This is a genomic window from Pseudomonas sp. HY7a-MNA-CIBAN-0227, from assembly GCF_040310325.1.
Lineage (GTDB): Bacteria > Pseudomonadota > Gammaproteobacteria > Pseudomonadales > Pseudomonadaceae > Aquipseudomonas.
Genome location: NZ_JBEOPT010000002.1, coordinates 382,061 through 407,298, shown reverse-complemented (window position 1 = coordinate 407,298; position 25,238 = coordinate 382,061). Strand labels below are relative to the sequence as shown.

At 57.0% G+C, this 25,238-nt stretch carries 25 protein-coding genes; 12 read left to right on the top strand and 13 right to left on the bottom strand.

Annotated features, from left to right (window positions below; genetic code table 11):
- The first annotated feature begins 97 nt into the window (after positions 1-97).
- Positions 98-1,048, top strand: a complete 951-nt coding sequence (locus tag AAEZ06_RS05100; RefSeq protein ID WP_350613141.1) for a LysR family transcriptional regulator — start codon at positions 98-100, stop codon at positions 1,046-1,048.
- Between the two features lie 64 nt (positions 1,049-1,112).
- Here AAEZ06_RS05100 and AAEZ06_RS05095 read toward each other — a convergent pair whose 3' ends face one another.
- Complete coding sequence (locus AAEZ06_RS05095) at positions 1,113-1,685, bottom strand: elongation factor P (RefSeq protein WP_133098860.1); 573 nt, start codon at positions 1,683-1,685, stop codon at positions 1,113-1,115.
- A gap of 773 nt (positions 1,686-2,458) precedes the next feature.
- Here AAEZ06_RS05095 and AAEZ06_RS05090 point away from each other — a divergent pair.
- From AAEZ06_RS05090 to AAEZ06_RS05070, 5 genes are read left to right on the top strand one after another with little or no spacing between them, the layout of a single operon-like run.
- Positions 2,459-4,534, top strand: coding sequence for a type VI secretion system Vgr family protein (locus AAEZ06_RS05090; protein ID WP_350613138.1), 2,076 nt, complete (start codon positions 2,459-2,461; stop codon positions 4,532-4,534).
- Positions 4,531-5,388, top strand: coding sequence for a DUF4123 domain-containing protein (locus AAEZ06_RS05085; RefSeq protein WP_350613136.1), 858 nt, complete (start codon positions 4,531-4,533; stop codon positions 5,386-5,388). Before AAEZ06_RS05090 ends, AAEZ06_RS05085 begins: the two co-directional genes overlap by 4 nt.
- Positions 5,385-6,158 (top strand): hypothetical protein, encoded by a 774-nt coding sequence (locus tag AAEZ06_RS05080; RefSeq protein WP_350613134.1) that lies wholly within the window; start codon positions 5,385-5,387, stop codon positions 6,156-6,158. The genes AAEZ06_RS05085 and AAEZ06_RS05080 overlap by 4 nt, the downstream gene beginning before the upstream one ends.
- A gap of 12 nt (positions 6,159-6,170) precedes the next feature.
- A complete protein-coding gene (locus AAEZ06_RS05075; protein ID WP_350613132.1) occupies positions 6,171-6,992 on the top strand; it encodes a hypothetical protein in 822 nt (273 codons plus the stop codon).
- Positions 6,993-7,004: 12 nt separating this feature from the next.
- On the top strand, positions 7,005-9,194 hold the full coding sequence (locus AAEZ06_RS05070) for a lipase family protein (protein WP_350613130.1): 2,190 nt from the start codon (positions 7,005-7,007) through the stop codon (positions 9,192-9,194).
- Between the two features lie 485 nt (positions 9,195-9,679).
- Here the strand turns inward: AAEZ06_RS05070 and earP are convergent, their stop codons facing one another.
- Positions 9,680-10,831, bottom strand: a complete 1,152-nt coding sequence (gene earP, locus AAEZ06_RS05060) for an elongation factor P maturation arginine rhamnosyltransferase EarP (protein ID WP_350613125.1) — start codon at positions 10,829-10,831, stop codon at positions 9,680-9,682.
- A 132-nt stretch (positions 10,832-10,963) separates the two neighbouring features.
- On the opposite strand from earP, the gene AAEZ06_RS05055 reads away from it, so the two are divergent.
- Together AAEZ06_RS05055 and AAEZ06_RS05050 are read left to right on the top strand one after the other, a co-directional pair.
- On the top strand, positions 10,964-11,332 hold the full coding sequence (locus AAEZ06_RS05055; RefSeq protein ID WP_350613123.1) for a hypothetical protein: 369 nt from the start codon (positions 10,964-10,966) through the stop codon (positions 11,330-11,332).
- 15 nt (positions 11,333-11,347) lie between these two features.
- The gene (locus AAEZ06_RS05050) at positions 11,348-11,830 is read left to right on the top strand and encodes a GreA/GreB family elongation factor (protein ID WP_133098863.1); all 483 of its coding nucleotides are present in this window, start codon (positions 11,348-11,350) and stop codon (positions 11,828-11,830) included.
- Between the two features lie 5 nt (positions 11,831-11,835).
- On the opposite strand, the gene cysB is transcribed toward AAEZ06_RS05050, so the two are convergent.
- From cysB to AAEZ06_RS05025, 5 genes are all read right to left on the bottom strand, one after another.
- Entirely contained in the window at positions 11,836-12,810 is a 975-nt protein-coding gene (gene cysB / locus AAEZ06_RS05045; protein WP_149414360.1) for an HTH-type transcriptional regulator CysB, read from the bottom strand.
- 104 nt (positions 12,811-12,914) lie between these two features.
- Positions 12,915-13,415 carry a universal stress protein gene (locus AAEZ06_RS05040; protein ID WP_350613120.1) on the bottom strand — a complete coding sequence of 167 codons (501 nt, stop codon included), beginning with the start codon at positions 13,413-13,415 and terminating at the stop codon, positions 12,915-12,917.
- Positions 13,416-13,488: 73 nt separating this feature from the next.
- Positions 13,489-14,403, bottom strand: a complete 915-nt coding sequence (locus AAEZ06_RS05035; protein ID WP_350613118.1) for a 5'-nucleotidase — start codon at positions 14,401-14,403, stop codon at positions 13,489-13,491.
- A gap of 15 nt (positions 14,404-14,418) precedes the next feature.
- Positions 14,419-15,378 (bottom strand): putative 2-dehydropantoate 2-reductase, encoded by a 960-nt coding sequence (locus AAEZ06_RS05030; protein WP_350613116.1) that lies wholly within the window; start codon positions 15,376-15,378, stop codon positions 14,419-14,421.
- Positions 15,378-15,755 (bottom strand): YbbN family protein, encoded by a 378-nt coding sequence (locus AAEZ06_RS05025; protein ID WP_149414373.1) that lies wholly within the window; start codon positions 15,753-15,755, stop codon positions 15,378-15,380. Before AAEZ06_RS05025 ends, AAEZ06_RS05030 begins: the two co-directional genes overlap by 1 nt.
- Positions 15,756-15,901: 146 nt before the next feature.
- Between AAEZ06_RS05025 and AAEZ06_RS05020 the strand changes: the two genes are divergently transcribed.
- Entirely contained in the window at positions 15,902-16,978 is a 1,077-nt protein-coding gene (locus tag AAEZ06_RS05020) for a 3-deoxy-7-phosphoheptulonate synthase (RefSeq protein ID WP_133098868.1), read from the top strand.
- A gap of 63 nt (positions 16,979-17,041) precedes the next feature.
- On the opposite strand, the gene AAEZ06_RS05015 is transcribed toward AAEZ06_RS05020, so the two are convergent.
- On the bottom strand, positions 17,042-17,323 hold the full coding sequence (locus AAEZ06_RS05015) for a GNAT family N-acetyltransferase (protein ID WP_350613113.1): 282 nt from the start codon (positions 17,321-17,323) through the stop codon (positions 17,042-17,044).
- A gap of 615 nt (positions 17,324-17,938) precedes the next feature.
- Here AAEZ06_RS05015 and AAEZ06_RS05010 point away from each other — a divergent pair.
- Positions 17,939-18,190, top strand: a complete 252-nt coding sequence (locus tag AAEZ06_RS05010; RefSeq protein WP_133098870.1) for an Lpp/OprI family alanine-zipper lipoprotein — start codon at positions 17,939-17,941, stop codon at positions 18,188-18,190.
- 132 nt (positions 18,191-18,322) lie between these two features.
- Here AAEZ06_RS05010 and AAEZ06_RS05005 read toward each other — a convergent pair whose 3' ends face one another.
- The 3 genes from AAEZ06_RS05005 to AAEZ06_RS04995 all read right to left on the bottom strand — a co-directional run bounded on the left by AAEZ06_RS05005 (position 18,323) and on the right by AAEZ06_RS04995 (position 20,323).
- Complete coding sequence (locus tag AAEZ06_RS05005) at positions 18,323-19,291, bottom strand: L,D-transpeptidase family protein (RefSeq protein ID WP_350613111.1); 969 nt, start codon at positions 19,289-19,291, stop codon at positions 18,323-18,325.
- A 72-nt stretch (positions 19,292-19,363) separates the two neighbouring features.
- On the bottom strand, positions 19,364-19,660 hold the full coding sequence (locus tag AAEZ06_RS05000; protein WP_133098872.1) for a hypothetical protein: 297 nt from the start codon (positions 19,658-19,660) through the stop codon (positions 19,364-19,366).
- Positions 19,661-19,717: 57 nt separating this feature from the next.
- A complete protein-coding gene (locus AAEZ06_RS04995) occupies positions 19,718-20,323 on the bottom strand; it encodes an arylesterase (RefSeq protein ID WP_350613108.1) in 606 nt (201 codons plus the stop codon).
- 10 nt (positions 20,324-20,333) lie between these two features.
- Between AAEZ06_RS04995 and AAEZ06_RS04990 the strand changes: the two genes are divergently transcribed.
- Positions 20,334-21,017 (top strand): ABC transporter ATP-binding protein, encoded by a 684-nt coding sequence (locus tag AAEZ06_RS04990; protein ID WP_350613106.1) that lies wholly within the window; start codon positions 20,334-20,336, stop codon positions 21,015-21,017.
- Positions 21,017-23,527, top strand: a complete 2,511-nt coding sequence (locus AAEZ06_RS04985; protein WP_350613104.1) for an ABC transporter permease — start codon at positions 21,017-21,019, stop codon at positions 23,525-23,527. Before AAEZ06_RS04990 ends, AAEZ06_RS04985 begins: the two co-directional genes overlap by 1 nt.
- Before the next feature lie 45 nt (positions 23,528-23,572).
- Here AAEZ06_RS04985 and greB read toward each other — a convergent pair whose 3' ends face one another.
- On the bottom strand, positions 23,573-24,046 hold the full coding sequence (gene greB / locus AAEZ06_RS04980; RefSeq protein ID WP_350613102.1) for a transcription elongation factor GreB: 474 nt from the start codon (positions 24,044-24,046) through the stop codon (positions 23,573-23,575).
- Between the two features lie 156 nt (positions 24,047-24,202).
- The gene (locus tag AAEZ06_RS04975; protein WP_350613100.1) at positions 24,203-25,231 is read right to left on the bottom strand and encodes a hypothetical protein; all 1,029 of its coding nucleotides are present in this window, start codon (positions 25,229-25,231) and stop codon (positions 24,203-24,205) included.
- Between the last annotated feature and the right edge of the window lie 7 nt (positions 25,232-25,238).

Genomic DNA, 25,238 nt, shown 5'->3' with positions numbered 1-25,238 from the left:
ACATTCCCAATGTCTTGCATGCTACGCAGTCCGCTCTGGCGGGGAAACGCACAGCAACGCACAATGGCTGTGCCAACTTCGCATAAGCAGCCTGTTTATGAACCCCAATACCTTGACCGATCAACTCAGCCTGTTTATCGACGTACTTGAGGCCGGAAGCTTTTCCGCGGCTGCGCGGCGCCACCCGCTGACACCCTCAGCCGTGGCCCGACGGATCGACAGCCTGGAAACCTCGGTGGGCAGTCGCCTGTTCCTGCGCAGCACCCACGCGGTGGTGCCAACACCAGCCGGCCTGGCCTTTGCCGAGCGAGCGCGGCGGATCATCAGCGAGTTGCAACTGGCCCGGGCCGAAGCTGTGTCTCTGAGCCATGCACCGGAAGGCCTGATTCGTGTGGATGCGCCTGCTGCCTTTGGTAGACGCCACTTGGCGCCAGCGATTGCCGACTTCCTCAATGTCTATCCGGGCCTGGATGTCCATCTGCACTTGATCGACAGCTTTGTCGACATGCAAGGCGCTCACCTGGGCAAGGTCGACCTGGTGCTGCGAGCCGGGCATATCGTCGACACGCGTTTGATCGCCACACCCTTGGCCAGCATCGTGCGCATCGCCTGTGCCAGCCCGGCCTACCTGAAAAGCCGTGGGACGCCGACCCATCCCAGCCAATTGAACGAACATGATGGCCTGGACTGGGAAGGTCTGGCACCGATGTTTGCCTGGCGTTTTAAGCTGGATGGGCGCCATGCATCCTATCGCCCGCAACGCATCCGCATGAGCGCCAACAACGCCGAGGCCTTGCTCTCGGGCGCCTTGGCGGGCCTGGGCATCGCCCACCTGCCCACCTGGCTGGCCAGTGAGTATCTGGTGCGCGGCGAACTGTTGCCCCTGTTCTGCGAAGGCGGCCTGCCCACTCCGGAAACCGCAGGTATTTATGCCCTGCGCCTGGAGCAACAGGCCAACACCCGCAGCCGGTTATTGCTTGAATACCTCAAAGCGCGTTTCAGCCCTGTTCCTCCCTGGGATCTGGCGCTGCAAGGCGGCATGGGCTAACACGCACCCAAAAAAAACCCGACTCATGGTCGGGCTTTTTTTGGTGCCGCGGGTCAGGCAAGGATTAAACCTTGGCCCGGCCCTTGTACGAACCACCTTCACGGGTATCGATTTCGATCCAGTCGCCGATTTCTACGAAATCTGCAACGCTCAACTCGGTACCGTTTTTCAGTTTGGCAGGCTTCATCACCTTGCCCGAAGTGTCGCCGCGAGCGGAACCTTCGGTGTAGTCAACCTGACGCACGATGGTGGTCGGCAGCTCTACGGAAACCAGGCGTTCTTCGAAGAAGATCGCTTCGCAGACGTCGGTCATGCCTTCTTCCACGAATGGCAGAACAGCTTCAATGTCTTCAGCGTTCAGCTCGTACATGGTGTAGTCGCTGGTGTCCATGAACGTGTAGGTGTCGCCGCTGATGAAGGACAGGGTCGCTTCTTTGCGGTCGAGGATCACGTCTTCCAGTTTGTCATCGGCGCTGTAGACGATTTCGGTCTTGTAACCGGTCAGCAGGTTTTTCAACTTGGTCTTCATGATCGCGCTGTTACGACCGGACTTGGTGAATTCAGCTTTCTGAACCAGCCAAGGGTCGTTTTCGAGCTTGATGACGGTACCGGGTTTAAGCTCTTTACCAGTTTTCATTGCGAATATCCGAAATTTGGATGGGATTTACAAAATTCAAGGTCGCGTATCATATCCAATTTACATAAAACTGGGCAATGAAAGAACTGAGGGCCAATCCTACGGGGCTTACAGGGCATCGTAAAGCCCCTTGTGACAGCCTTGGCGCAGACTTGTAACACCCCGCAGGACCAACTTACAAAGGCGATCAGGCCCGCAAAGGACCTCATGCACACACAGGCGCGAGAGGGGCCACGGGGGAATCGACGGTGTTTATAGTAATGAAGTGACCAGAGAGATTTTTCTGTCAGATTCTCGAAGAGGCTTGCAAGCACCACCACAAGATCACCCGTCACAGCCCCCAAGTAGAACGCAGACGACATCCCCCCTGAAGGCCTTCGACCGAGCGCTGATATCAAGAAAGTGTGTTGGCCGGACGGTTATACGCTTTTCCAACTCGAACAGCTCAGCAGGTGTCAGCATGGTGTGGTTCCTCATCAGTAAGTAAGTCGGACGGGATGTCTTTTTTTCCCTATTAGTGAGGGATTTTTAAATCGCCTCCTGCTGAGTGGCGCGTCTGCTTGAAATCTCCACAACCGAATCGACATGGCAACGCCATCCCAATCTACATCCCGAACTACGGAAAATTCAGCTCGAATTTAGGACGCTTCCTACATATTTTCCCTTCATAGCTTGTTAGCTTGGCTCGCTTTGGCCTCCCACAAACTATAGGCATATCGTTCGTCTACTCCGTGTATGTGGGACTACGCTACATGACTGGAAAGGAACACTGGATGTTCAACGCAAGTCCTCAAACGCATTTCAGCCTGACCGTCAGCGACTTCAAGCACGACCTTCAGGTCCTCTCATTCACCGGCCAAGAATCCATTAGCGCTCCCTTTTCTTTTGATCTGGAGCTGGTCAGCGAACGTCCTGATTTAGACATCGAAAATCTATTGCATAAGCAAGCCTTTCTGGCATTCAACGACGGTGACGCTGGTATCCATGGGCAGATTTACCGCATTGCACAGGGCGACTCCGGCAAACGCCTGACCCGTTACAGTCTTACGCTGGTCCCGCAGTTAGCTTATTTGGCGCACCGCACCAACCAACGGATTTTCCAACAACAAACTGTCCCGCAGATCATCGCGCAGATTCTTGAAGAGCATGGCATCCAAAGCAATGCTTACCAGTTTCAGTTGGGCTCGATCTATCCAGCACGTGATTACTGTGTCCAGTACAACGAATCCGACCTGCACTATATTCAGCGTCTGTGCTGGGAAGAGGGTATCCACTACCACTTTCAGCACTCGCAACAAGGTCACGTACTGGTATTCGGGGACGACCAAACCATATTCCCCAAGCTGGGCAGGCCAACGGCCTATGTGCAGGACAGCGGTTTGGTCGCCGATGAGCCCGTAATCAAACGTTTTAACCTACGCCTTGCGACCCGAACCAGTCGAACAACGCAACGTGATTACGACTTTGAGAAGGCCCGCATCACGCTGGAGGCGGACTATCGCCCAGCAGCCCAAGACGGACAGCTTGATCTGGAAGACTACCAATACCCCGGTGGTTTTACTCAGCGCGAACGAGGCAAACTGTTGAGCCAGAGGGCTCTGGAAGGCCATCGTGCAGATTACCGTCAGGCCGAAGGTAAAAGTGATCAACCCACACTGGTCAGCGGCCACTTTCTTGAACTGTCGCAACACCCGCGCCAAGAGTGGAATGACCTCTGGCTGCTGACCTCGATTCGCCACGAAGGCCTGCAACCTCAGGTGCTGGAGGAGAGCCTTCCCAGCGACACCAGTGACCGTAAGGACGATTTCCATCAGGGCTACCGCAACACCTTCACGGCAACTCCGTGGGACGTGTTCTATCGCCCACAGCAGGCCTATGAGAAGCCTCGGATACTTGGCAGTCAAACCGCTTTGGTTACCGGCCCCAAGGGTGAGGAAATCCATTGTGACCAACACGGGCGGGTCAAGGTGCAGTTCCATTGGGACCGCGAAGGTCAGACCGATGACAAAAGCAGTTGTTGGCTGCGAGTCGCTTCCAGTTGGGCGGGCAACAGCCATGGCGCGGTAACCATCCCTCGGGTCGGCATGGAGGTACTGGTGTCATTCCTGGAGGGTGACCCCGATTCCCCCCTGATCAGTGGTTGCCTGAGTAACAGCGCTAATCCCGTCCCCTACGAACTGCCCGCCCACAAGACCCGCAGCGTCTTTCGCAGCCGCAGTTCACCGGACAGCACGGGCTTCAACGAATTGCACCTGGAGGACCGCAGCGGCCAAGAGCTGATCTACCTGCGCGCCCAGCGTGACATGGAGCAGAAGGTTGAAAACGACAGCCGTCTGGAAGTCGGTAACGAGCGTAAGGAAATCATCAAGGGCAACAGCATCGCCGTGCTGGAAGCTGAAGACCAGCGCACTGTCACCGCAGACCGAAAAGTCCAACTCAAAGCCAACGACTACTTGTTGGTAGGTAGCAGCAGTCATACCCGTGTCGGGCAAACACTGGTCGTCGAAGCAGGACAGGAAGTCCACATCAAAGCCGGAGCCAATCTGATTCTGGATGCGGGCGCCAGTATTACCTTAAAGGCCGGTGGTCAACACATCGTGATTGGTCCCGGTGGGATCTTCAGCAGCTCCGATATTCAACTCGGCGGTGCCCCAGTAGGAGGAACTGCGGCCAATCCAATATTACCGGGGGCATTAACTGCGCTAATGGCTCCTACCGCGCTCCCACCTATGATTGCCCCTTCCCAGTACGCCCTGATGGCCATCTCAAAAGTTAGAAGCCCTGATTTCTGCCCGATCTGCGAGGCCTGCAAAAATGGTGTTTGTCTGACTGGAGGAGCCACAGCATGACCAACATGTCTCCTCAGCAATGGATGATCGAACAACGCCAACTCGGACATTCTTTGTGCCTGATTCTGGACTCTGAGGACGAACACCAAACCCGTCAGGCTCTGTTGGATTCTCAAGACGCTGACCAGTATTGCAGTGTGTACAGCGAGACACCGGTCGCAGATCTGGCGGATGCTGGGCCCTTCATGTTTCTGATCGACAACCCGGAAGATGGGCGCTTGAATGAGTTGCTCAAGGCCCCTGAAAGGAACTGGGGATGGCTTGCCAGTATTCCACCTGAGGCAGGGCTACAGGAGCTGGTCAAACATTGGCGTGAACGTCTGATTGTCGGGACAAGACCGTATCAAGCGCTCTATCGGTTCCATGACAACCGAGTATTGACCCGCGCACTGAAGCACTTAGCCACTGGGGCTATTGCGGGGTACTTGGGGCCCATTATCAGCGTCTGCTACTGGCAAGGTCAGCAATGGGAAACGCTCAGTAATCCCACACCGGGTAACCATCCCGTTCCTGAAAGCCCTGCGTGGTGTGAGGTTCCCGTTGAGGGCGATCAGTCCGCACACATACGCAAGGTCAATGCCCGTCGCTACTTGCTGGCCGAACATCTGGATGCCTACGCCCGGATTGCCGAACAACAAAACCCCGATCTATGGCTCAGCACTCAGTTGGCCTTGGCTGACACTTGGGGTTGGCAAGCGCCGGAGCAACTGGAGTTCTTGTTGGTCCAGAGTTTAAAGGAAACAGACGATACACTCGCAAAGCGCTGGCAAGCCCGCCCTGATGAAACTCCCGCAGCTCATTTCGAGCGGGTTTATCAGGCAACACAATTTTGGCAAGGAGATGCCCCGCTATGAAGCAAGTACTTAAAGCCCTGCTCTCGGGAGCCTGCATCACTCTGACAGCAGGGTGTGCTACGGAAAAGTCGGAAAGTTTTACCTTTACGGCTGATCTACCTCCCAACTTCGCTTATTACGGCATAGCCAAGTATGCGCCTGCCAAGGGCGAAACTTGTACAGTCACCCTCGATGACAATCCATACCTTGGGTTTAACAGAGAGTGGCGCACGGAATACAAACCAGACTCTGAAGTCCCGATTTATCGAACTGTGAAAGGCTGTCGATTGGCCATCTATAAAATCGATCTGGAAATTAATGCTACTTACGGAAAAACCCGTGGCGACTTTGGTGGTGATACGACAGCCGTTGTTATTCGAGAAGAACTGGAAGAGCAGTATAAAGAAACTTTTAATGCTGCTGGAGAGAACACTATAAGTGGTCAGTGCCAATGGTTGTTTCGTACCCAAGGGCCAAAGCGTCGTCTTTCGAAGGGCCTTCAATGCAAGGCAGTTGACGCTCAAGGTGTAGTGACGAAAGGACGCCCCGTAGGGGCTTACACCTTGGATCAACTGCCGGGTAAAACCGTGAAACTTAAGATCAAGCTGGCGGATGAGGAAAGGCCCGGCTGGGGAGACACATGGGTCAAGGTTCCGAATGGCTGGAAGCGTTGCATAGGGGAAGGCCCCGAAGATCAACGCGGTTACTGTAATGGAAATTATAAAGACTTCAGCAGTTTCAAAATGCCAGATGGCCGCGACTGTACCATTTACCCAGGCTGTACCGAATAAGGAAATCACTCAATGAGCACTTTGGATGAAGAGCTGAAGCGCCGCTATGGCACAAAACTTAAGACTCTGCTCTTGGGCAGCTGCATGGTCCTTACAGCAGGGTGTGCTGCGGGGAAACAGGAGAGTTTTAACTTTACGGCTGACCTGCCTTCAAACTTCACTTATGAAGCGGTAGCCAAATACGCTCCCGCCCCGAAAGAAACTTGCTCGGTTAAAAAAACTGATGTTGGCTACAACCAAAGGTGGCGCTTAGATAACAAAGAAAGATACAGGCTCGACTATGAAATACCGTTATATCGCGTTATTGATGGCTGCCGACTGGCACTCTATCGCATAGACTTGGGCATCTACGGAGCTTACGGGAAAGACCGTGGAGATTTCGGCACAGATTCAGCAATGATGATTGTTAGAGAGCAGCTGGATGAAAAACTGAAAGAGCAATACAAGGGCGAGTTTGATGCTGCTGGAGAAGGCGCCATAAATGGTCAGTGCCAATGGTTGTTTCGTACTATCGGACCTGACCGTTACATTACTAAGCTTCTCGATTGCAAAAAATTTGACGATCAAGGCATGGTGACGAAGAGACGCCCCATTGCAGCTTACACCTTGGATCAACTGCCGGGTAAAACCGTGAAGCTGAAGATCAAGCTGGCTGATGAGGAAAGGCCCGGCTGGGGAGACACATGGGTCAAGGTTCCGAATGGCTGGAAGCGCTGTATGGGCAAAGGCTTTGAAGATCAAGACGCTTATTGCTTCGGAAACCATAAAGACTTCAGCAGTTTCAAAATGCCAGATGGCCGCGACTGTACCATTTACCCAGGCTGTACCGAATAAGGAAATCACTCAATGAGCACTTTGGATGAAGAGCTGAAGCGCCCGCTAAACAGCCGTATGTTTACCTGCCCTGCTCAAGGTAAATGGACCAGCTTTCAGTTAGTGGATGAGTTTGGCGAGGGGCGATCTTATGCTGGGCTGTCTTATAAAGTTATCGATACGGAGGGTCACGCATACACCGGCAAGCTCGACACCACGGGCACAGGCAAGGTAGAAAACCACTTTGCGGGTCCAATAGCCTTGATGCTCGAAGAGCAATATCAAGGACAAGAGCTGACCTATGTTCGCCGGATGCAAAGACCTAACTACCCACTCCCAATAACCGAACTTCAAGTCCGCGCCGAGCAAACTCGTTACTTTCATAAAGACGGCTCACGGACTCAAAGCAACCCCGCGCAAGCCTGTGCAGACTTCTTCTGCCAAGTCGAAGTACGTCACTTGGTTGAACATGTTGCGCATTTACCGCCTGAAGTCGAGAGCCACTATCCGCCCAATCAAGGATGGGCCAAGCTGATGCGCGAGCATGGCAAGCGCGGTGTCTGTCTCCTTTCCAACAAACACAACGTTCTGGAAGTTCGTCCTTTACGGGCCTTGCGCCCGATGCTCTCCACCGACTCAGCCTTCTGTTCGCTGAATCTGTATCAGCTCGCCATTATGGCCACCTTGAGCTACAACCCATTTGGTCAGGCACCAGATAAGAGGCCAATCAGAGACAAAAAAGTAAGTTTCCCGCAAAAACCAAGCGTGGGTAACTGGTTTGGTGATGCTCTGGGGAAGTTCGATGAAATATGGAAAGCCGACCCTGCCCAATCCAAGGCGTACTACCCGCTATACGAAGATGTACCGTACTCCAAGCGTCTGGAAGTAGTGCCGTTTGATCCAGAGCTCTACCCATCGAATGATCCTGCATTAGGCACGGACCAAGAAACCCCAGAAAGCATTCATTTTCTTGATGATCGAAATCAAATTGATAACACCGACACCCAAGCGTTTATCACTCATAACGATGAGTTGGTCCTGATTTCCGTACGCGGCACCAACGAAAAATTTGCTGATGGTCTGAGAGATGCCGATGCTCTCCAAGTCCCCTTTGTTGAAGGCGTGGGCAAGGTTCACCGAGGGTTCTATGAGGCGGCACTGAAGGTCTATGACCTCACGGCCAATTATCTCGACAAGTTTTTCACCGGACAGAAACTGATTATTTGCGGCCATAGCTTGGGCGGGGCAATCACCTTGCTGCTCTCGGAAATGTTGCGCCGCCAGAAAAAGTATCGTGCTGACATCGTGCTGTACACCTACGGTACCCCAAGAGCTGCTGACGCTACCTTTGTAAAAGGGGCTACTGACTTAGTGCATTACCGCATGGTCAACCATAACGACCCAGTGCCGAGCGTGCCTGGAACATGGATGAACACCAAGACCTCGGTCTATGCGACAGGGGCTGCCTTAACCTTCGTAAACGCCCCTGCGGGGCTTGCAGTGTTTTCTGCGGGCATTACCAACCTGAGCGGTGAACCCTATGAGCACCACGGCAAGTTGCGTCACTTCTTTCCGGTGGAGCTTGGAGGCAAAGAGAAATCTTCGATCCTCTGGGAGCCCGGTTGCGACACCATTACCCAACACGCTGCCTGCACGTTGGCCGTCCAGCAAATTAATGGCCTCCCCAACCGGCCTGGGCTGATTTCTCAAGCTATTCATGGCGGCAATCATTCAATGGTGGGGGGCTATATTCCCAGTTGCTGGGCCGCTCTCAAGCGCGCGCAGGAATCGCTGAAGCTCAAGAGCTCGCTGGTCACCAACCGTGAATTCGATTTCGTAGATGGTGCTCTGACACGAATTACCGACCAGTTGCGCAGTAAACGCAATGACTTGCGGGGTCGTAGTTTCAAATATCGTGAAACTCACGAACCAGCAGTTGATGCATTCAACCGAGAGGTCGATAAAGTGCGAGAGACCCGCGACCGATTAGCGACCGTGCATAAGGATAAGGTTGACGGGGCGAAGGTCTACGGCTCGTTTTCACAGCAACCTGAAGTACTGGCAGACAACTTGCTTCGCTGGGAGGCGCACCCAGAAAACAGGGTAGCCGAACAATTGGCCATGGCGCCGCCCGCAGTCGAAAGCGACCAAGAGTTATTCGCGTCAATATTAGGTCGCCCAATCGGCGCTCCACACACGCTTGATATTGATTCAATCGTCTGAAACAAAGCGATAGCAGGCAACGCTACGAAATGGTTGCCTGCAAGATATCCGGCAGGTTATCTAAGGTTTCAGGAGTCCTTCAAGCATCTGCGCAATGGTCTCCACCGGCACTCCTGAACCGTAGACATCAAAAGTAATCGTACCCGATGCATGCCCCATGACAGCTTGTGCGTAGGCCGTGGCGACCCCTTTAGCCTGAATCAATGACGCCAGTGAATGACGCAAGGAGTGGAAAGTCAGACCGGGCCCGAAGGAATCACCAAGTGCCACAGGGATTGCCTGTTGGTTAGCCCACTCGCCTGCTGTCTGTGGCCTGTGGTTTCTCATGGTTTCGTAAGGATACCGTGAAGAACTTCTTTATGGACCCTACGGGACGCATACGCAGGTAGTAGACACCCTCTCTCCTGTACAGATAAGGATGGGCAAGGACGGTTTGTAACAGTGTTGTGCCACTCTTGGTACACATTGAGGGTTCCTCCGAGCAATCATTGGGGTTCCTCACTGCCTAAGCTCATTACATAAAACTGTACCAGTGCCGTCGCAAGATCTGCCTGCAAGCCTTGTTCCAGACACCACTTTTCGGCATGAGCGGTCACTTCCGGCCAGTGTTCAAGCAGCATTTTCCAGCTTTTGGTCATATCGCCATCAGCGTTCCACGCCTGCCAAAGGTCAACCAGCGCGACTTTCGCGGCCGGCGACAAGCCCTCGGTGTACAGCGTCAGGAAAGCATCGAGCTTGTCCAGATGGATGTCTTCATCCTGGCGGTAGATATGCCACAGCAAAGGACGCCCGGCCCATTGCGCCCGCACGAAGGAGTCTTCGCCGCGTACGGCATTGAAGTCACAGCACCACAGCAGTTGATCGTATTGATCCTGTGGCACGAATGGCAGCACCTGAACCGTCAGAGCGCCGCGCTGGTGCACCGCCCCCACCGCCAAGCTATCCACGCCCAACCAGCGCTGCACATCGCCGAGAATTCGCCCTTGCGGCACCAACAGATGGGTCGCTCGCCCATCGGCCGCCAATACGTCCAGCCAACTGGCCAGCCCGGCATTTTCATAGGCAAACAGCGACATCAGCCGCGCACCCGGCACCGGAAAAACCCCGAGCGCCTGCAGAAACTGTTGCCGGGCCTGTGGGTCATTTTGAAATGCCCGACGCTGCTCCAGCAATCCGGCCTCACGCAGCAAACCGCCTGTCTGCGGACGAAACCCCGGGAAGAAGAAGTACTTTTGCACGCCTTTGAACTTCACTGACGGCAGGCCGTGACAACCGACCACCCAGTCCTCGGCGCTCAAGTAGTCCAGGTTCATCCACAGCGGTATGTTCTCGCGCTCGGCCATGGCCTCCATATAGTCAGCCGGCAACTGACAGGCGAAGGCGGCGATGACCACGTCTGCCGCATCGGTCGCTTGCCAGTCTGCTGGCCAATGGCGCACCTCGACACCTTCGCGCCATTGCTGATCCAACTGCACATCAATCTGAGGACACATGCGCTCGAATGCCCGCAGGTCGTCCACCCACAAACGCACTACGCAAGCATGCTCCGCCACCAATTGCCGGGCCAGGCGCCAAGTCACGCCGATGTCGCCGTAGTTGTCGACGACACTGCAAAAAATATCCCAGCGGGCTTTCATTCCGGGCTCCAACGCTCAAAGGCTCGATTGTCCGCATAAATGCTGCAATGCAGAAGGGTTGATAGCGATTATTCTGCAAGAGGGCTGTGCGACAATCCGCAGCTTGCCGCAAACGCCTGCCAGGAGGCCGCCATGTCAGATCGCCCGTTATCGCCGTTCAAACTCAGTGTCGCTATTGCCCTGGGCCTGTGGCTAGGATTTATCGCCATTGCATTGACCACTTGGCTGGCCTCGCATTATCTGTTCGAACAAACCCTGGCGCCCGTCGCCCAGGCTGTGCAGCAGTTAGGCAAGCCGGTGGTGGTTGCACCAGAACCACCTAACCGAATGTTCGAGCAGTATCAGGACAACCTGCGCAAGCAGGAACAACAGCAGGTCCTGGACCAGGCGCGCAACAACCCGCATAACCTGTCCAACCCCAAATGCCAGTTCTGGCTGCAACAGGACCAGAACGCCCCCAGCGACAAAAGCCGAGCCAATGTCCTGCAATTTTGCGACTGATGATCAAGCAGACCCATGAATAAATACGCCGTCCACCAGTTGATCCTGGAAAAACTCATCGTCGACCTTGACGTCGCCCAACGCGCCGCGCAAACCGCCTACGAAACTGCGACCCACGAAGAAAATATCGCAGAAAACAAATACGACACTCTGGGGCTGGAAGCTTCTTATCTGGCGGCCGGGCAAGCCAAGCGTGTCGAGGAAATCAAGCAGGCGCTGACCTTGTGCCAGAACCTGAACCTGCGCCCCTACGATGATCAACGGGGGATTGAAGTGGGCGCGCTACTCGGCCTGGAGGACGACAACGGTCGCCAGCAATGGCTGTTTCTTGGGCCGGATGCGGCGGGCTTGAAGGTTTATGTGGTGGGGCAACTGGTGACCGTCATCACCCCACGCTCACCCCTGGGCAAAAGCCTGCTGGGCAAGTTCGAGGGGGACGAGGTGGAGATTCTGGTGGCGGGCGCTCGGCAACAGTTTGCTGTTACCGAGGTCAAGTGAGCCAATCAGTGAACCGGTAGTTCAACGCCGTCGAACAAGTCTTCCAGTTCCTGCTTGTTATGGCACTGGATAGCCTTGGCCATGACTTCACGGGTCAGGTGCGGAGCAAACTTCTCAATGAAATCGCACATGAAGCCCCGCAGGAAAGTACCACGACGGAAGCCGATCTTGGTCACGCTGGATTCGAACAAATCGCTGGCATCCAACACCACCAGGTCGCTGTCGAGCTTGGTATCGACCGCCATCTTGGCGACGATGCCGACACCCAGGCCCAAGCGCACGTAGGTTTTGATCACGTCGGCGTCGGCGGCAGTGAACACCACTTTCGGCGTCAGGCCGCGATGGCTGAAGGCTTCGTCGAGCTTGGAGCGACCGGTAAAACCGAACACATAGGTAACGATCGGGTATTCAGCCAGGGCTTCTAGGGTCAGCTTCGGCAGCTTGGCCAATGGGTGACCTTGCGGAACCACGACGCAGCGGTTCCAGCGGTAGCACGGCATCATCACCAGGTCACCGAACAGCTCCAGGGCTTCGGTAGCAATAGCGAAATCGACGGTACCGTCGGCGGCCATCTCGGCGATCTGCATCGGCGAGCCCTGGTGCATATGCAGGGCCACGTCCGGGTACTGCTTGATAAAACTGCTGATCACCGGTGGCAGCGCATAACGTGCCTGGGTGTGCGTGGTGGCAATCGACAGGGTGCCTTTTTTCTCGTTGGAGAATTCCTGGGCGATCTGCTTGATGCTTTCAACCTTGCGCAGGATTTCGCCAGCAGTGTTGATGATGCGCTCACCGGCCGGGGTGACGCGGGTCAGGTGTTTACCGCTGCGCGCGAAGACTTCGACGCCCAGCTCGTCTTCGAGCAGGCGGATCTGCTTGCTGATACCCGGTTGCGAGGTGTAGAGGCTTTGAGCCGTGGCGGAAACGTTGAGGTCGTGGTGCGCCACTTCCCAGATGTAGCGCAGTTGCTGAAGCTTCATATGTATCCCTCAAAGCAGATAGACGCCACGGGTATCAGCGACGGTATATAACTATATTAAAGGTTAGACGGATAAATCTAGAACTTTTTATCGTTTTCTACCAATCACATGTCATCACTGCGTCGACGTTGCAACAACGGCACCAAATACACCGGCACCTGGGACAGCTGCAACACCCGTGCAGCGGTTCGTCCCAGCGGCGTCGCCACCCCGGCGCCGTGGCTATGACTACCTACGATCAACAAATCCACGGAGAGTTTCTGCGCCTGGTCGAGAATCACCTGCGAGGGGTCACCTTGGATTACCCGCACAGACTGGATCAACTTGAGGTCCTGCTCGCCCTCCCCAACCTCCTCGCGAAAACTGTCCAGCACCCGTTGCTCGATATTGGCCATCACGGTGCTCAGCCCCTGGCTCTGCCATTCACTCAGGGCTTTCTCATCAAGGTAGCTTTGCAAGACGGATTCGGCGAACAGCCCAAGGGGCTCAACCACATGAATCACGTACAGCTCGGCCTTGAACGTTCGCGCCAGCGCCAGCGCATGTTGCATCACATAGGGCGCATACAGGCCAAGGTCAGTGGCATACAACATCGAGCGAATCATAGAACCTCCTGGAGTGCCAGGATGGCGAATATTGATTGAGCTTAGCAGCGCCTTTGCGAGTTAGGAGGCTTGCTCACTCAACCTGGATTTTCAGCTCGTTGCTGATGCCATGGGGTACATGTCCGGTGGCCACCACTTCCCGGGCTTTCTCGCAATGGCCGGCCTGATCGTCGAAAAACACATCGGCGGCGAAGGCTTCAAGAAAGGCCGATTTTTCCAGGCCACCGAGAAACAGCGACTCGTCCAGGCGGATGTCCCACTCGCGCAAGGTACGGATCACCCGCTCGTGGGAAGGTGCCGAGCGGGCGGTCACCAGCGCCGTACGGATCGGGCAGGCCTCGTCAGGAAACTCACGTTGCAACAAATTGAGCGCCGCCAGGAAACCCTTGAAGGGACCGCCACGCAGCGGCTCGCGTGCCGACTCCCGTTCGCTGGCCTGGAACGCTTCCAGGCCACCTGACTGGTAGATACGTTCCGACTCGTCGGAAAACAGTACGGCATCGCCGTCGAAGGCAATTCGCAATTCAGCGCTGGATGCCCGACGGGCGCCGCCAGAAAGAATCGTCGCCGCAGCAAACCCGGCATCCAGGGCGCTGCGTACGTCTTCAGCGTGGGTGGAGAGAAACAAATGGCAACCAAACGCTGCCAAATAAGGATAAGGACTACGCCCTCCTACAAACGCAGCGCGGGAAATATCCAGCCCGTAATGCTGGATCGAATTGAACACCCGCAAACCGGTATCGGCACTGTTGCGTGATACCAGCACCACTTCGACCCGCGCCCGTCCAAGGCTGGCGTTGAGGCTCAGCAGTTTCTTGACCAGCGGGTAGGCATCACCCGGCTCAAGGATTTCCTCCTCATGGTCGATCTGGTACTTGCGATAGGCCTCGACGCCTTGCGCCAGGTAGACCTTGTGGCTTTCGCTCAGGTCAAATAACGCCCGCGAAGAGATCGCCAATACCAGTTTTTCGCCCATACCCTTTGCCATGTTCTTTTCCCCCGGTCAGCCGTTGCGTCGATCGATAAAACTCAAGGCCTGATACAGCGCCTGCATCCGCGGCAACTCACAACCTGCAGCCCTGGCGGCGGCCAATGGCCGGGCGTAGATGGCCGCCAGTTCCAGCGGGCGCTTGTGCAGGTGATCGTGATACATGCTCGGCCAGTAATCGGCCAGGCTCTCGGTCATCTGGAACATCTGCTCGGCATAGCTCGGTGCAATCTCATGGCCGCACGCCCGTGCGCCCTGCACTACTTCAGCCATCAATGCCTGGATCATTGCACGGCTCGCCTCATCAGCCATCAACTCCGTAGTCCCCGCACCGAGCAATACCGAAAGGCCGTTATACGGCACATTCCACACCAGTTTATGCCAGCGCGCCTGATGCAGATTGGCCATGGCCTGGGATTCAATACCCGCCCGGTGAAACAACGCGGCGCCTTCTTCGACAATCGCTTGCCGGCGGGCCTCATCGTTCGCGGCACTACCACTGTGATAGCCAAGATTGACCCGGCCCATCGCCTGATGCTCGACGATGCCAGGTGCTGAGCGATGCACGCAGATGTAACAAAGACCACCCAACAGATGCAGCGAATCCGGCAGGTGTTCGCGCAAGCTGTCCTCGACGTCCAGACCATTTTGCAGCAACACCACCTTGGCCCCCGGCGCAGCCACTTGGGCGATGGTCGGTGCCAATTCGGCATTACCGGTGGTTTTGGTCCCCACCAACAGCCAGTCGCAAGGCGGCATATCGGCCGCACGGGCGTAAGCCTGGACCGGGTTGAGGCTCAACGCCCCGTGGACCGCACTATTAAGTTTCAGGCCTCGCTCACTCACCGCCGGGAACTCGCTGCGCAACAGAAAGTGCACATCGAATCCGGCGCGCGCCAGCATCAAGCCGTAAAAGCCACCGATGGCGCCGGTGCCGATAATGCCGATTCGCGGCGCCTGGTCTGCAGCACTCATCATGGCAACTCCTCTGGTTTTCGCGTGAGCGCCTGCTCCACGCCATGAGTGAGGTCGCTGGCGGTCAGGCGCGCCTGTAAGGCTCCGTGGAATTGACCGTCGCACACTACAAACAGTGCCGGCAAATGAAAGATCTGGTAACGCTCGACGGCCCCACCATTATGGCCGGCATCAATCCAGCACACTCTGTCTACCGGCAAGGCCCAGCCTGGCAACTGCTGACGCGCCCAACGGCAGCTGGAACAACCGACGCTGGTAAACACCAGCAATGACGTGCCCGGTAGCCCCAACAACTGCTGGTCGATATCCAGATCGGTCAATTCAAGTGCTTTCACTCTATCTCTACCACTGCCATAAACTGGACAGCAGACTATCAGGCCGAGCGACAGCGCGCGCAATTGCCCATTGTCGAGCAGGCTTGTTACGCGCTAAGGTTCGGCTCCCCGCTGCATCTAAATCATGCTGTGCTCCGCCGCACGGGGATCGCTGGCGGCCGGCACCCGTGACCCTGACGAGTAACACGATGGCTGATTTACCGATCAACGACCTAAACGTCGAATCCAACGAGACCCTGATCACACCTGATCAGCTCAAGCGCGAAATCCCTTTGAGCGATGCTGCCCTGCACACCGTCACCAAGGGTCGCGAAGTCATTCGTGACATTCTTGACGGCACTGACCACCGCCTGTTCGTGGTGATCGGGCCCTGCTCGATCCACGATCTCAAGGCTGCTCACGAGTACGCAGAGCGTCTGAAAGTGCTGGCTGCAGAAGTGTCCGACACCTTGTATCTGGTAATGCGCGTCTATTTCGAGAAGCCGCGTACCACCGTGGGCTGGAAAGGCTTGATCAACGACCCGTACCTGGACGACTCGTTCAAGATCCAGGACGGCCTGCACATCGGCCGCAAGTTGCTGCTGGAACTGGCCGAAATGGGGCTGCCGACCGCGACCGAAGCCCTGGACCCGATTTCCCCGCAGTACCTGCAAGACCTGATCAGTTGGTCGGCGATTGGTGCGCGCACCACCGAATCCCAGACCCACCGGGAAATGGCCTCCGGCTTGTCTTCGGCCGTGGGCTTCAAGAACGGCACTGATGGCGGCCTGACCGTGGCGATCAACGCCCTGCAGTCGGTTTCCAGTCCGCACCGTTTCCTGGGGATCAACCAGGAAGGTGGCGTTTCCATCGTCACCACCAAAGGCAATGCCTACGGTCACGTGGTGCTGCGCGGCGGCAACGGTAAGCCCAACTATGATTCGGTCAGCGTGGCCCTGTGCGAACAGGCGCTCAACAAGGCGAAGATCAAGCCGAACATCATGGTCGACTGCAGCCACGCCAACTCCAACAAGGACCCGGCCCTGCAACCGCTGGTGATGGAGAACGTCGCCAACCAGATCCTCGAAGGCAACCAGTCGATTATCGGCCTGATGGTCGAGAGTCACCTGAACTGGGGCTGCCAGGCGATTCCCAAGGATTTGGCCGACCTGCAATACGGCGTGTCGGTCACCGATGCCTGCATCGACTGGGCTGCCACGGAGACCACCCTGCGCAGCATGCACGCCAAGCTCAAGGACGTATTGCCCAAGCGCAAACGCACCTGAACCCACACTGCGCACACAAAAACGCCGGGCTTAGCCCGGCGTTTTTTTATGGGCCTCTACTGCTCAGAGCTTCGCGGCATGGCGCTGGTGGCGCTCCATGTAGCGTTCAACATAAGAGCAGGATGGGATCACCGTGTAACCCATGCTCTCGGCATACTGCAGCGCCTGTTCGGTGAGCGCAGCGGCAATGCCGCGCCCCCGCAGGGCGTTGGGCACGAACGTCCGATAGATATCCAGGGTCTGCTTCCCGAGATCCATATAGGTCAGGTAAGCACGATGACCGTCCACACTGGTCTCGAACTGATGACCAGTCTGGTCATGGTGGATGGACAACGCCTCGCTCATCACTACTCCTCGCGGGTCTTGGTTTCTGACCCTTACCTTACCGATGTTTTTCCGGCGAAGGAACATCTACGCCACCCCGTGCCAGGTTTCGACAACGAGAAAAGCCCTACAGCGCTCATAACCAGCACGTAGGAATAGTAGGCACCAATCCCGAAATTGCTCAAGGCGCACTCGTCATCCCCCGTCGCTGGCAGACATAGAAAGGGCCGATCGAGCATCCTTGGGTCGATGGCCTGAACATTGCCGGCAATTGAAGCATGAGACGAACAGCCTCTCTTAAAGTCACCTCAACATGCACAAAAGATACCTGTCTGCGAAAATTCAATCTGAAAAACAGTGTCAACACCGATATATAATTTGACTTCTCTTTACACCGTTCAACACTTGCCAGCCGGTGCTTTGCGCCTGGATCCAATTTTACGCAGAACCGCGAAAACTGGATAATTTTTATACAAACTCGCTAAAGATTAGCCAAAACAGATTCGGCACAAGAATTTTTTTGCTTCTTGCGCTACGTCAGTTTACTTACTACAAGTAATGGGTAGTATGTACGCCGGCTATTAGCTCACTCTGAGAAAGTAGCCATTTAATAGAAAGTCCTTGAAGGGGAACACGATGAACAACGTTCTGAAATTCTCTGCTCTGGCTCTGGTCGCAGTTATGGCTACCGGTTGCAGCAGCGTCTCCAAAGAAACCGAAGCTCGTCTGACTGCAACTGAAGACGCAGCAGCTCGCTCCCAGGCTCGTGCAGACGAAGCCTATCGTAAAGCTGATGAAGCTCTGGCTGCTGCTCAAAAAGCACAACAGACTGCTGATGAAGCTAACGAACGCGCTCTGCGCATGCTTGAGAAAGCAAGCCGCAAGTAATAATCCCTCGGGGTTATTATCAAGCCGATCCATTTTTGGATCGGCTTTTTATTGCCCAAAATCCGGCTCCGTATCCTGGGCAATAAAAAACCCGCTACAGCGCAACGCCGTAACGGGTCCTGGCTACCTCAGCTACTGCTGCAGATCGATCGGCGCGCTCGAAACCATCGGCGCATCACCCGGCACCCCGATTTCTACCGGCAAGCCGTCTTCGGCCGCGACCACATCACGCACCTCATCCCAATTGACCCGCAGGTTCTTCGACAGGTCTTCACGCTTGAGCAAGGCATTGATCACCGCTGTGTGCTTGTCCACCACCGACGGCGTGCCGTCGTCGTTCAGTGGCGTATGAGCTTCCAGGTAAACCTTGCCACCGCTCATGCCGAACTTGTAGGCGTCGTTGATAATTCGCACGGATGTGCCCACTGGCACCATGCCCGCCATTTCCAGCACATTTTTGTTGAACATGCGAAAGCAACCGTGGCTGGTACGGGTACCGATGCCGAACTTCGCGTTGGAGCCGTGGATCAAGTAGCCCGGCGTGCCCAGGGTGAACTTGAACGGCCCCAGAGGGTTGTTCGGGCCTGCTGGCACCACGTTGGGCAGCGGATCACCGTTGGCAGCGTGCTCAGCCTTGATCGAAGCCGGCGGCGTCCAGGTCGGGTTCGGGGTCTTGGCGATGATGCTGGTGTGAGCGATCGGCGAACCCCAACCTTCGCGACCAATCCCCAGGGGAAAGGTGTAAACGACGCTCTGGCCCTTGGGGTAGTAGTACAACCGGTACTCGGCCAGGTTGATCACAATCCCTTCACGGGGCCCCGGCGGCAGAATGAAACGGGTCGGCAGAACGATCTCGGTTCCCGCCCCCGGCAACCAGGCATCAACACCGGGGTTGGCCGCGACCATCTCTGAATAACCCAGGTCATAGGTGGTGCCCAAGTCGGCAAAGGTGTCTTCGTACTTGGCCTTGATCACCTGGACCTGACCGACGATGTCTTCACCCGGTAGTGGCAAGGGCAACTGCAAGGCTGCAACAGGACCGGCGGCACAGAGTGCAGCGAGAGACAGGCAGCGAGTGACGGCAGGGAGGTGCGACAACATCCGGAAAATCCTTCGCAGATCGACGGGTAATAAAAAATTGATTGTACACGGGAGCCTGGCGGGCACCCACAGTCAAAGCTCGAAGCGCAGCTCGGGCCAGATCGGCGGCGTACCACGTTTTTGTGATTCTAGAATCGCCCGGCACAAGGGGCACAGGCGTTGATCCTGAAAAATCGTGCGATCCACTGCCGACCAGCGCGGCTGGGCAGGCAGCAACGTACCGCAGAGAGTGCGGTCGATCGAGCCGCCCAACTCCAACTGACGCGGCACCAAGTGCACCCTGGCTTCCTGGCAGGCGAACAGGTCCAGCTGTTCGTCAGGCTCGATCAGTTGGTAGGCAAACAGGGACCAGGCAGGACGCGACGACATCGGGGGCACCAAATCGGGGGGCGCCACCTTAGCCGAAAGACCGCCGCTAGAAAAGCGTCATAGCAGCGGTTTTAGCGTCGGCCAGACATTTTCCAGCAACTTGCCCTGGGCACTGACCGCCGGGTGCAGTCCGTCGGCTTGCATCAGGTCGGGATGACCACCGATTCCCTCGAGGAAAAACGGCACCAGTGGGACCTTTTTCTCTTCAGCCAACTTGCCGTAAACCTCGGCGAAAGACTCGGTATAACGCTTTCCATAATTGGGCGGCAACTGCATGCCCAACAGCAGCACCTTGGCACCACTGTCCCTGGACTGGTCGATCATCGAAGCAAGATTTTGTTGCAATTGCGTTGGCAGCTGACCACGCAGGCCATCGTTGCCTCCCAGCTCAAGGATCACCAGGTCCGGCTTATGCTCTGCAAGCGCCGCCGGCAGCCGCGCCAGGCCTCCGGCACTGGTATCGCCACTGATGGACGCGTTGACCACCTTGTCGTCGAAACCTTCGCTCTTGAGCCGCTGCTCCAGCAACGCGACCCACCCTTTGCTGGTATCCAGGCCGAAACCGGCACTGATACTATCGCCAACGATCAGGACTGTACCCGCCGCTGCGTTCTGGGCCATGCACATCAAGGCCAGGCCAGCACTCAAAAACCACATTCGCATCGGACTCTCCATGGGCGCAAGCATTCTCACTGCGCGGAACCTTAGCAAAGTGGTTCCCAGCGCGGAAGGTGAACTGACCATCCTGCACGAACTGAGCCTGGAACTGAACAAGGGCGATAGCCTGGCTATCGTCGGCAGCTCCGGTTCCGGCAAATCCACTCTCCTGGGCCTGCTGGCCGGCCTCGACCTGCCCAGCAGTGGCGAAGTCACGCTTGCCGGGCTTGCCCTGAGCACCCTGGACGAAGACCAGCGCGCACGCATCAGGGCCGAACACGTTGGCTTTGTGTTCCAGTCGTTCCAATTGCTGGACAGCCTCAACGCCCTGGAAAACGTCATGCTGCCTCTGGAACTGGACGGCCGCAAAGATGCCCGCGAACGCGCCAGATACCTGCTGGAGCGCGTCGGCCTGGGCCAGCGCCTAACCCACTCCCCGCGCCAGCTCTCCGGTGGAGAGCAACAGCGGGTCGCCATTGCCCGGGCTTTCGCCGCCGAACCAGACGTGCTGTTTGCCGACGAACCCACCGGCAACCTCGACAGCCACACCGGCGAGCGCATCAGCGACCTGCTGTTCGAACTCAATAAAGAGAACGGCACAACCCTGGTGCTGGTGACCCACGACGAGCGCCTGGCCCATCGCTGCCGACGCCTGATCCGCCTTGAAGCCGGCCTGATGGTCGCCCCCCTGGAGCCTTGATGGCACGTTTGCCGCTGTTGCGCCTGATCAGCCTTGCCCTACGCCAATTGCTGCGCGATGCCCGTGCCGGCGAATTGCGTGTGTTGTTCTTTGCCCTGCTGGTGGCCGTAGCCGCCAGCACCGCCATCGGTTACTTCGGTGCACGTCTCAACGGTGCGATGCTGTTACGCGCCACTGAATTCCTTGGCGCCGACCTGGTACTCGAAGGCAGCTCCCCTGCCCGCCCCGAGCAGATCAGAAGCGGAACCGAGTTGGGTCTGGCACATGCCAGGGTCGTGGAGTTTTCCAGCGTCATCGCCACCGACAACAGCATCCAGCTGTCGAGTATCAAGGCGGTCAACGAGCAATACCCGCTACGCGGAGAGCTTAAAAGCGCCGCCGAACCCTTCGCCGAGCAAATACCCGGCGGCGGGCCTAAGCCCGGAGAAGCCTGGGTCGAGGCGCGCCTGCTGACGGCGCTGGACATGAAGATTGGCGACAGCATCGACGTCGGCATGAAGACCCTGCGCATGGCCCGCGTGCTGACCTACGAACCAGATCGCGCCGGCAATCTGTACAGCCTCACACCGCGGGTGATGATCAACCTGGCCGACCTTGAAGCCACCGGTGTGGTACAGCCCGGCAGCCGCGTCAGCTACCGTGAGCTATGGCGTGCGCCGCAAGCCAGCACTGCCCTGCAAACCTACCGCGACCTGATCAGCCCAGGTCTCGCTGCCAACCAGCGCCTGCAGGACGCACGGGACGGCAACCAACAAATCGGCGGCGCCCTGGGCAAGGCCGAACGCTACCTGAACATGGCCAGCCTGGTGGCAGTGTTGCTGTCCGGCGTAGCGGTGGCACTTTCAGCAAATCGCTTTGCCAGTCGACGCTTTGATGCCAGCGCCCTGCTGCGCTGCCTCGGCTTGTCGCGGCGGGAAACGATGCTGCTATTCAGCCTACAATTAACCGTACTGGGGTTGCTGGCCAGCCTTAGCGGTGCCCTGCTCGGCTGGCTGGCGCAATTGGGATTGTTTTATCTGTTGCACGACCTGCTGCCGGCAGACGTTCCGCCGGGCGGGCTGTTGCCAGCCATTGCCGGGATCGGCACCGGGCTGGTAGCCCTCGCCGGTTTCGCCCTACCGCCCCTGGCCGCGCTGGGTCGCGTGCCGCCGCTGCGAGTGTTGCGCCGCGATTTGCTGCCTATCCCGTCCAGTACCTGGATGGTCTATGGCGCCGCGCTGTTCGCCCTGGGCCTGATCATGTGGCGCTTGAGCCTGGATCTGGTACTGACCTTCGCCCTGCTTGGCGGCGGCGTCATTGCGGCACTGGTTCTGGGTGGCCTGCTCCTGCTGCTGTTGCAAAGCCTGCGACGGTTGCTGGCCCGCGCGTCCCTGCCCTGGCGCCTGGGACTGGGCCAGTTGTTGCGCCACCCACTGGCGGCAGCGGGACAATCCCTGGCGTTCGGCCTGATCCTGCTGTCCATGGGTTTGATCGCGCTGCTGCGCGGGGAGTTACTGGACACCTGGCAGAACCAGTTGCCCAAGGACGCACCCAACTACTTTGCCCTGAACATCCTGCCTGCCGACAAGGAAGCCTTCGGCGCTCGCCTACTGGAATTGCAGGCGCAGTCGGCGCCATTGTACCCGGTGGTGCCGGGACGACTGATCAGCATCAATGGCGAACCGGTGCAGCAAATTGTCAGCAAGGACTCCAGTGGCGATCGCGCGGTGCAGCGCGACCTGAGCCTGACCTGGGCCGCGGACTTGCCACCGGGCAACAGCCTGACAGCGGGCTCATGGTGGTCAAGCCAACCCACCGATGATATTCCCGGTGTCTCGGTGGAAACCAAGGTCGCCGAAAGCCTGAAGCTCAAGCTCAATGACCACCTGGTCTTCACCGTTGGCGGGGAAAACCGTGAGGCCCGCGTCACCAGCCTGCGGGAGATCAACTGGGACAACTTCCAGCCTAACTTCTTCATGATCTTCCAGCCGGGAACCTTGAAAGACCTGCCGGCCACCTACCTGACCAGCTTCTATCTGGCTCCCGGCCATGACCAGCAGATCGTCGACCTGTCCCGGGCTTTCCCGGCAGTGACCATCCTGCAGGTCGAAGCCTTGCTCGCGCAGTTGCGCAGCATTCTGGCCCAGGTCACGCTGGCGGTGGAGTACGTGCTGCTGTTTGTACTGGCGGCGGGCATGGCGGTGTTGTTCTCCGGCCTGCAAGCCACGCTGGATGAACGTATCCGCCAAGGCGCGCTGCTGCGTGCCCTAGGGGCGGAGCGCAAGTTGCTGGTCAAGGCCCGGCGTATCGAATTCGGCCTGCTGGGCGCGGTCAGCGGCCTGTTGGCGGCGCTGGGGACGGAACTGGTGACCCTGGTGTTGTACCGCTATGCCTTCGACCTGGCCTGGCACCCTCACCCCTGGTTGCTGGTGCTGCCGGTCATCGGGGCCGTGCTGATTGGTGGTGCCGGAGTATTCGGTACACGCCGGGCGTTGAATGCCAGCCCATTGACGGTGTTGCGCGAAGGCTAAAACGTCGATGGCCCACCCTCCTTTCAGAGAGCGGGCCATCAATGCCTACTTCACGTACTCGATACCAGCGATCCACCAGCACACTTCACCGCCCGGGGTCTGCACGATAGCCTCATCGTCCACCTCCTTGCGCAGCAGCGCCCTGGCCATGGGCGAGTCGATGGAGATGTAGTCCATGCGCTCATAAATTTCGTCGTAGCCCACAATGCGAAAGCGCTTGGTCTCGCCCTGCTCATTCTCGATATCGACCCAGGCGCCGAAAAATACTTTGCCTTCCTGCTCGGGCATGTACTCAACCACGCGCATGTCTTCCAGGCGCTTGCGCAGGTAGCGCACACGGCGATCAATCTCGCGCAGCAGTTTCTTGTTGTACTGGTAATCGGCGTTCTCGCTTCTGTCCCCTAGCGAGGCTGCCCAGGTCACCTTACGGGTAGTGTCAGGACGCTTTTCTCGCCACAGGTAATCAAGCTCTTTCTTCAGCGCGTCATGACCTTCTTTGGTAATCAGCTTGGTACTCAAAAGCTTCGCATCCCCAGGAAATTCCCACATGTTCAGACAGCTACCGCATCAGACATACGGCGATGGCTGGCTGACTCCAGTTGATAGGGAGCGATGATAAATGAACGGGGCAAAGTAGCCAGACCTGATGACGACGCCCATCAGGAAAAGCACCCGTCAGACGGTTTCTGGATGCCCCTGCACGCCCTCATCCAGGGGTTGATCAGCCTCAGCCACGGGTTCCAGGGCTTCGTCCAGACGATGAAATACGTCCCTGAGACTGTCCCGCAAGACTGATAAATGCGCCAATCCGGTCGCCAGTTGTTCCGCTTTTTTGTGAGTCGCCACATCATCGGTCTGCAACCGAGCCGCAAGGCTATCCAGATGATGGGCCAATTCGTCCAGGCGACGCTGTTCGGTCTGTTGCGCCTGCGCCCCATGGACCAGGTGTTCTTCACGGGCATTCAAGGTCTGGGTCAACTGCTCAAGCGCTTCTTCCTGCTGGAGTACGGCGAGTTTCTGTTTCGTCAACTCCTGAGCCACACGGGCAAGATTGGTCAGCGTACTGTCTACTTCAAACAGCGATGGCGGGGCCTGCGGGGTTGGCGGCACCTCCTCAACTGGCAGCGTCGGTGCGGGGACGATTATGGGAGCCTGCACTACCGCCGGCAATGCGGGTTCAGGACGGCTCGGAGTCTTTGGAGGAGACACCATTTTTGAAGAGAAACGAATAGAGGGGACGATCAGTTCAGTGCTTTCGATAGCAGGCAAACCGGTCACTGAAGTTCCCAGAGTGATGACCTTCATCACCAGCGCCTTCTTGATCACCAGCGAGTGGTGATCCTCTGGCCGGGCAGGTGGCAGTTTGCTGCCCTTCAGATCAATGAAATGGTAAGGCACCTGAGCCTCTGCCGCGTTCCCGGTTTTAATGCCAGATGCCGCCGCCAGGGTGAGGATTTGCTTGAAGACGTGCATCGCCACTTGCAGATCCTCCATGGAATCAATGCTTCCAAGAAAATACCGCTCCGACTTTTTGCGCAACGCCGCGATGTACACCCGAGAACTTCCGGGCTCCATTTCTTCATCCAGGCTATAGGCAAGATAGTTTGAGGACGTCTTCGGTACAGCGAAACCACAGAGCAATGCACCATTAACCGGGGTGTCATGACCAGAGTGTTCAAGAACAAGAGTACGTAGAAGCATCATGGAATAG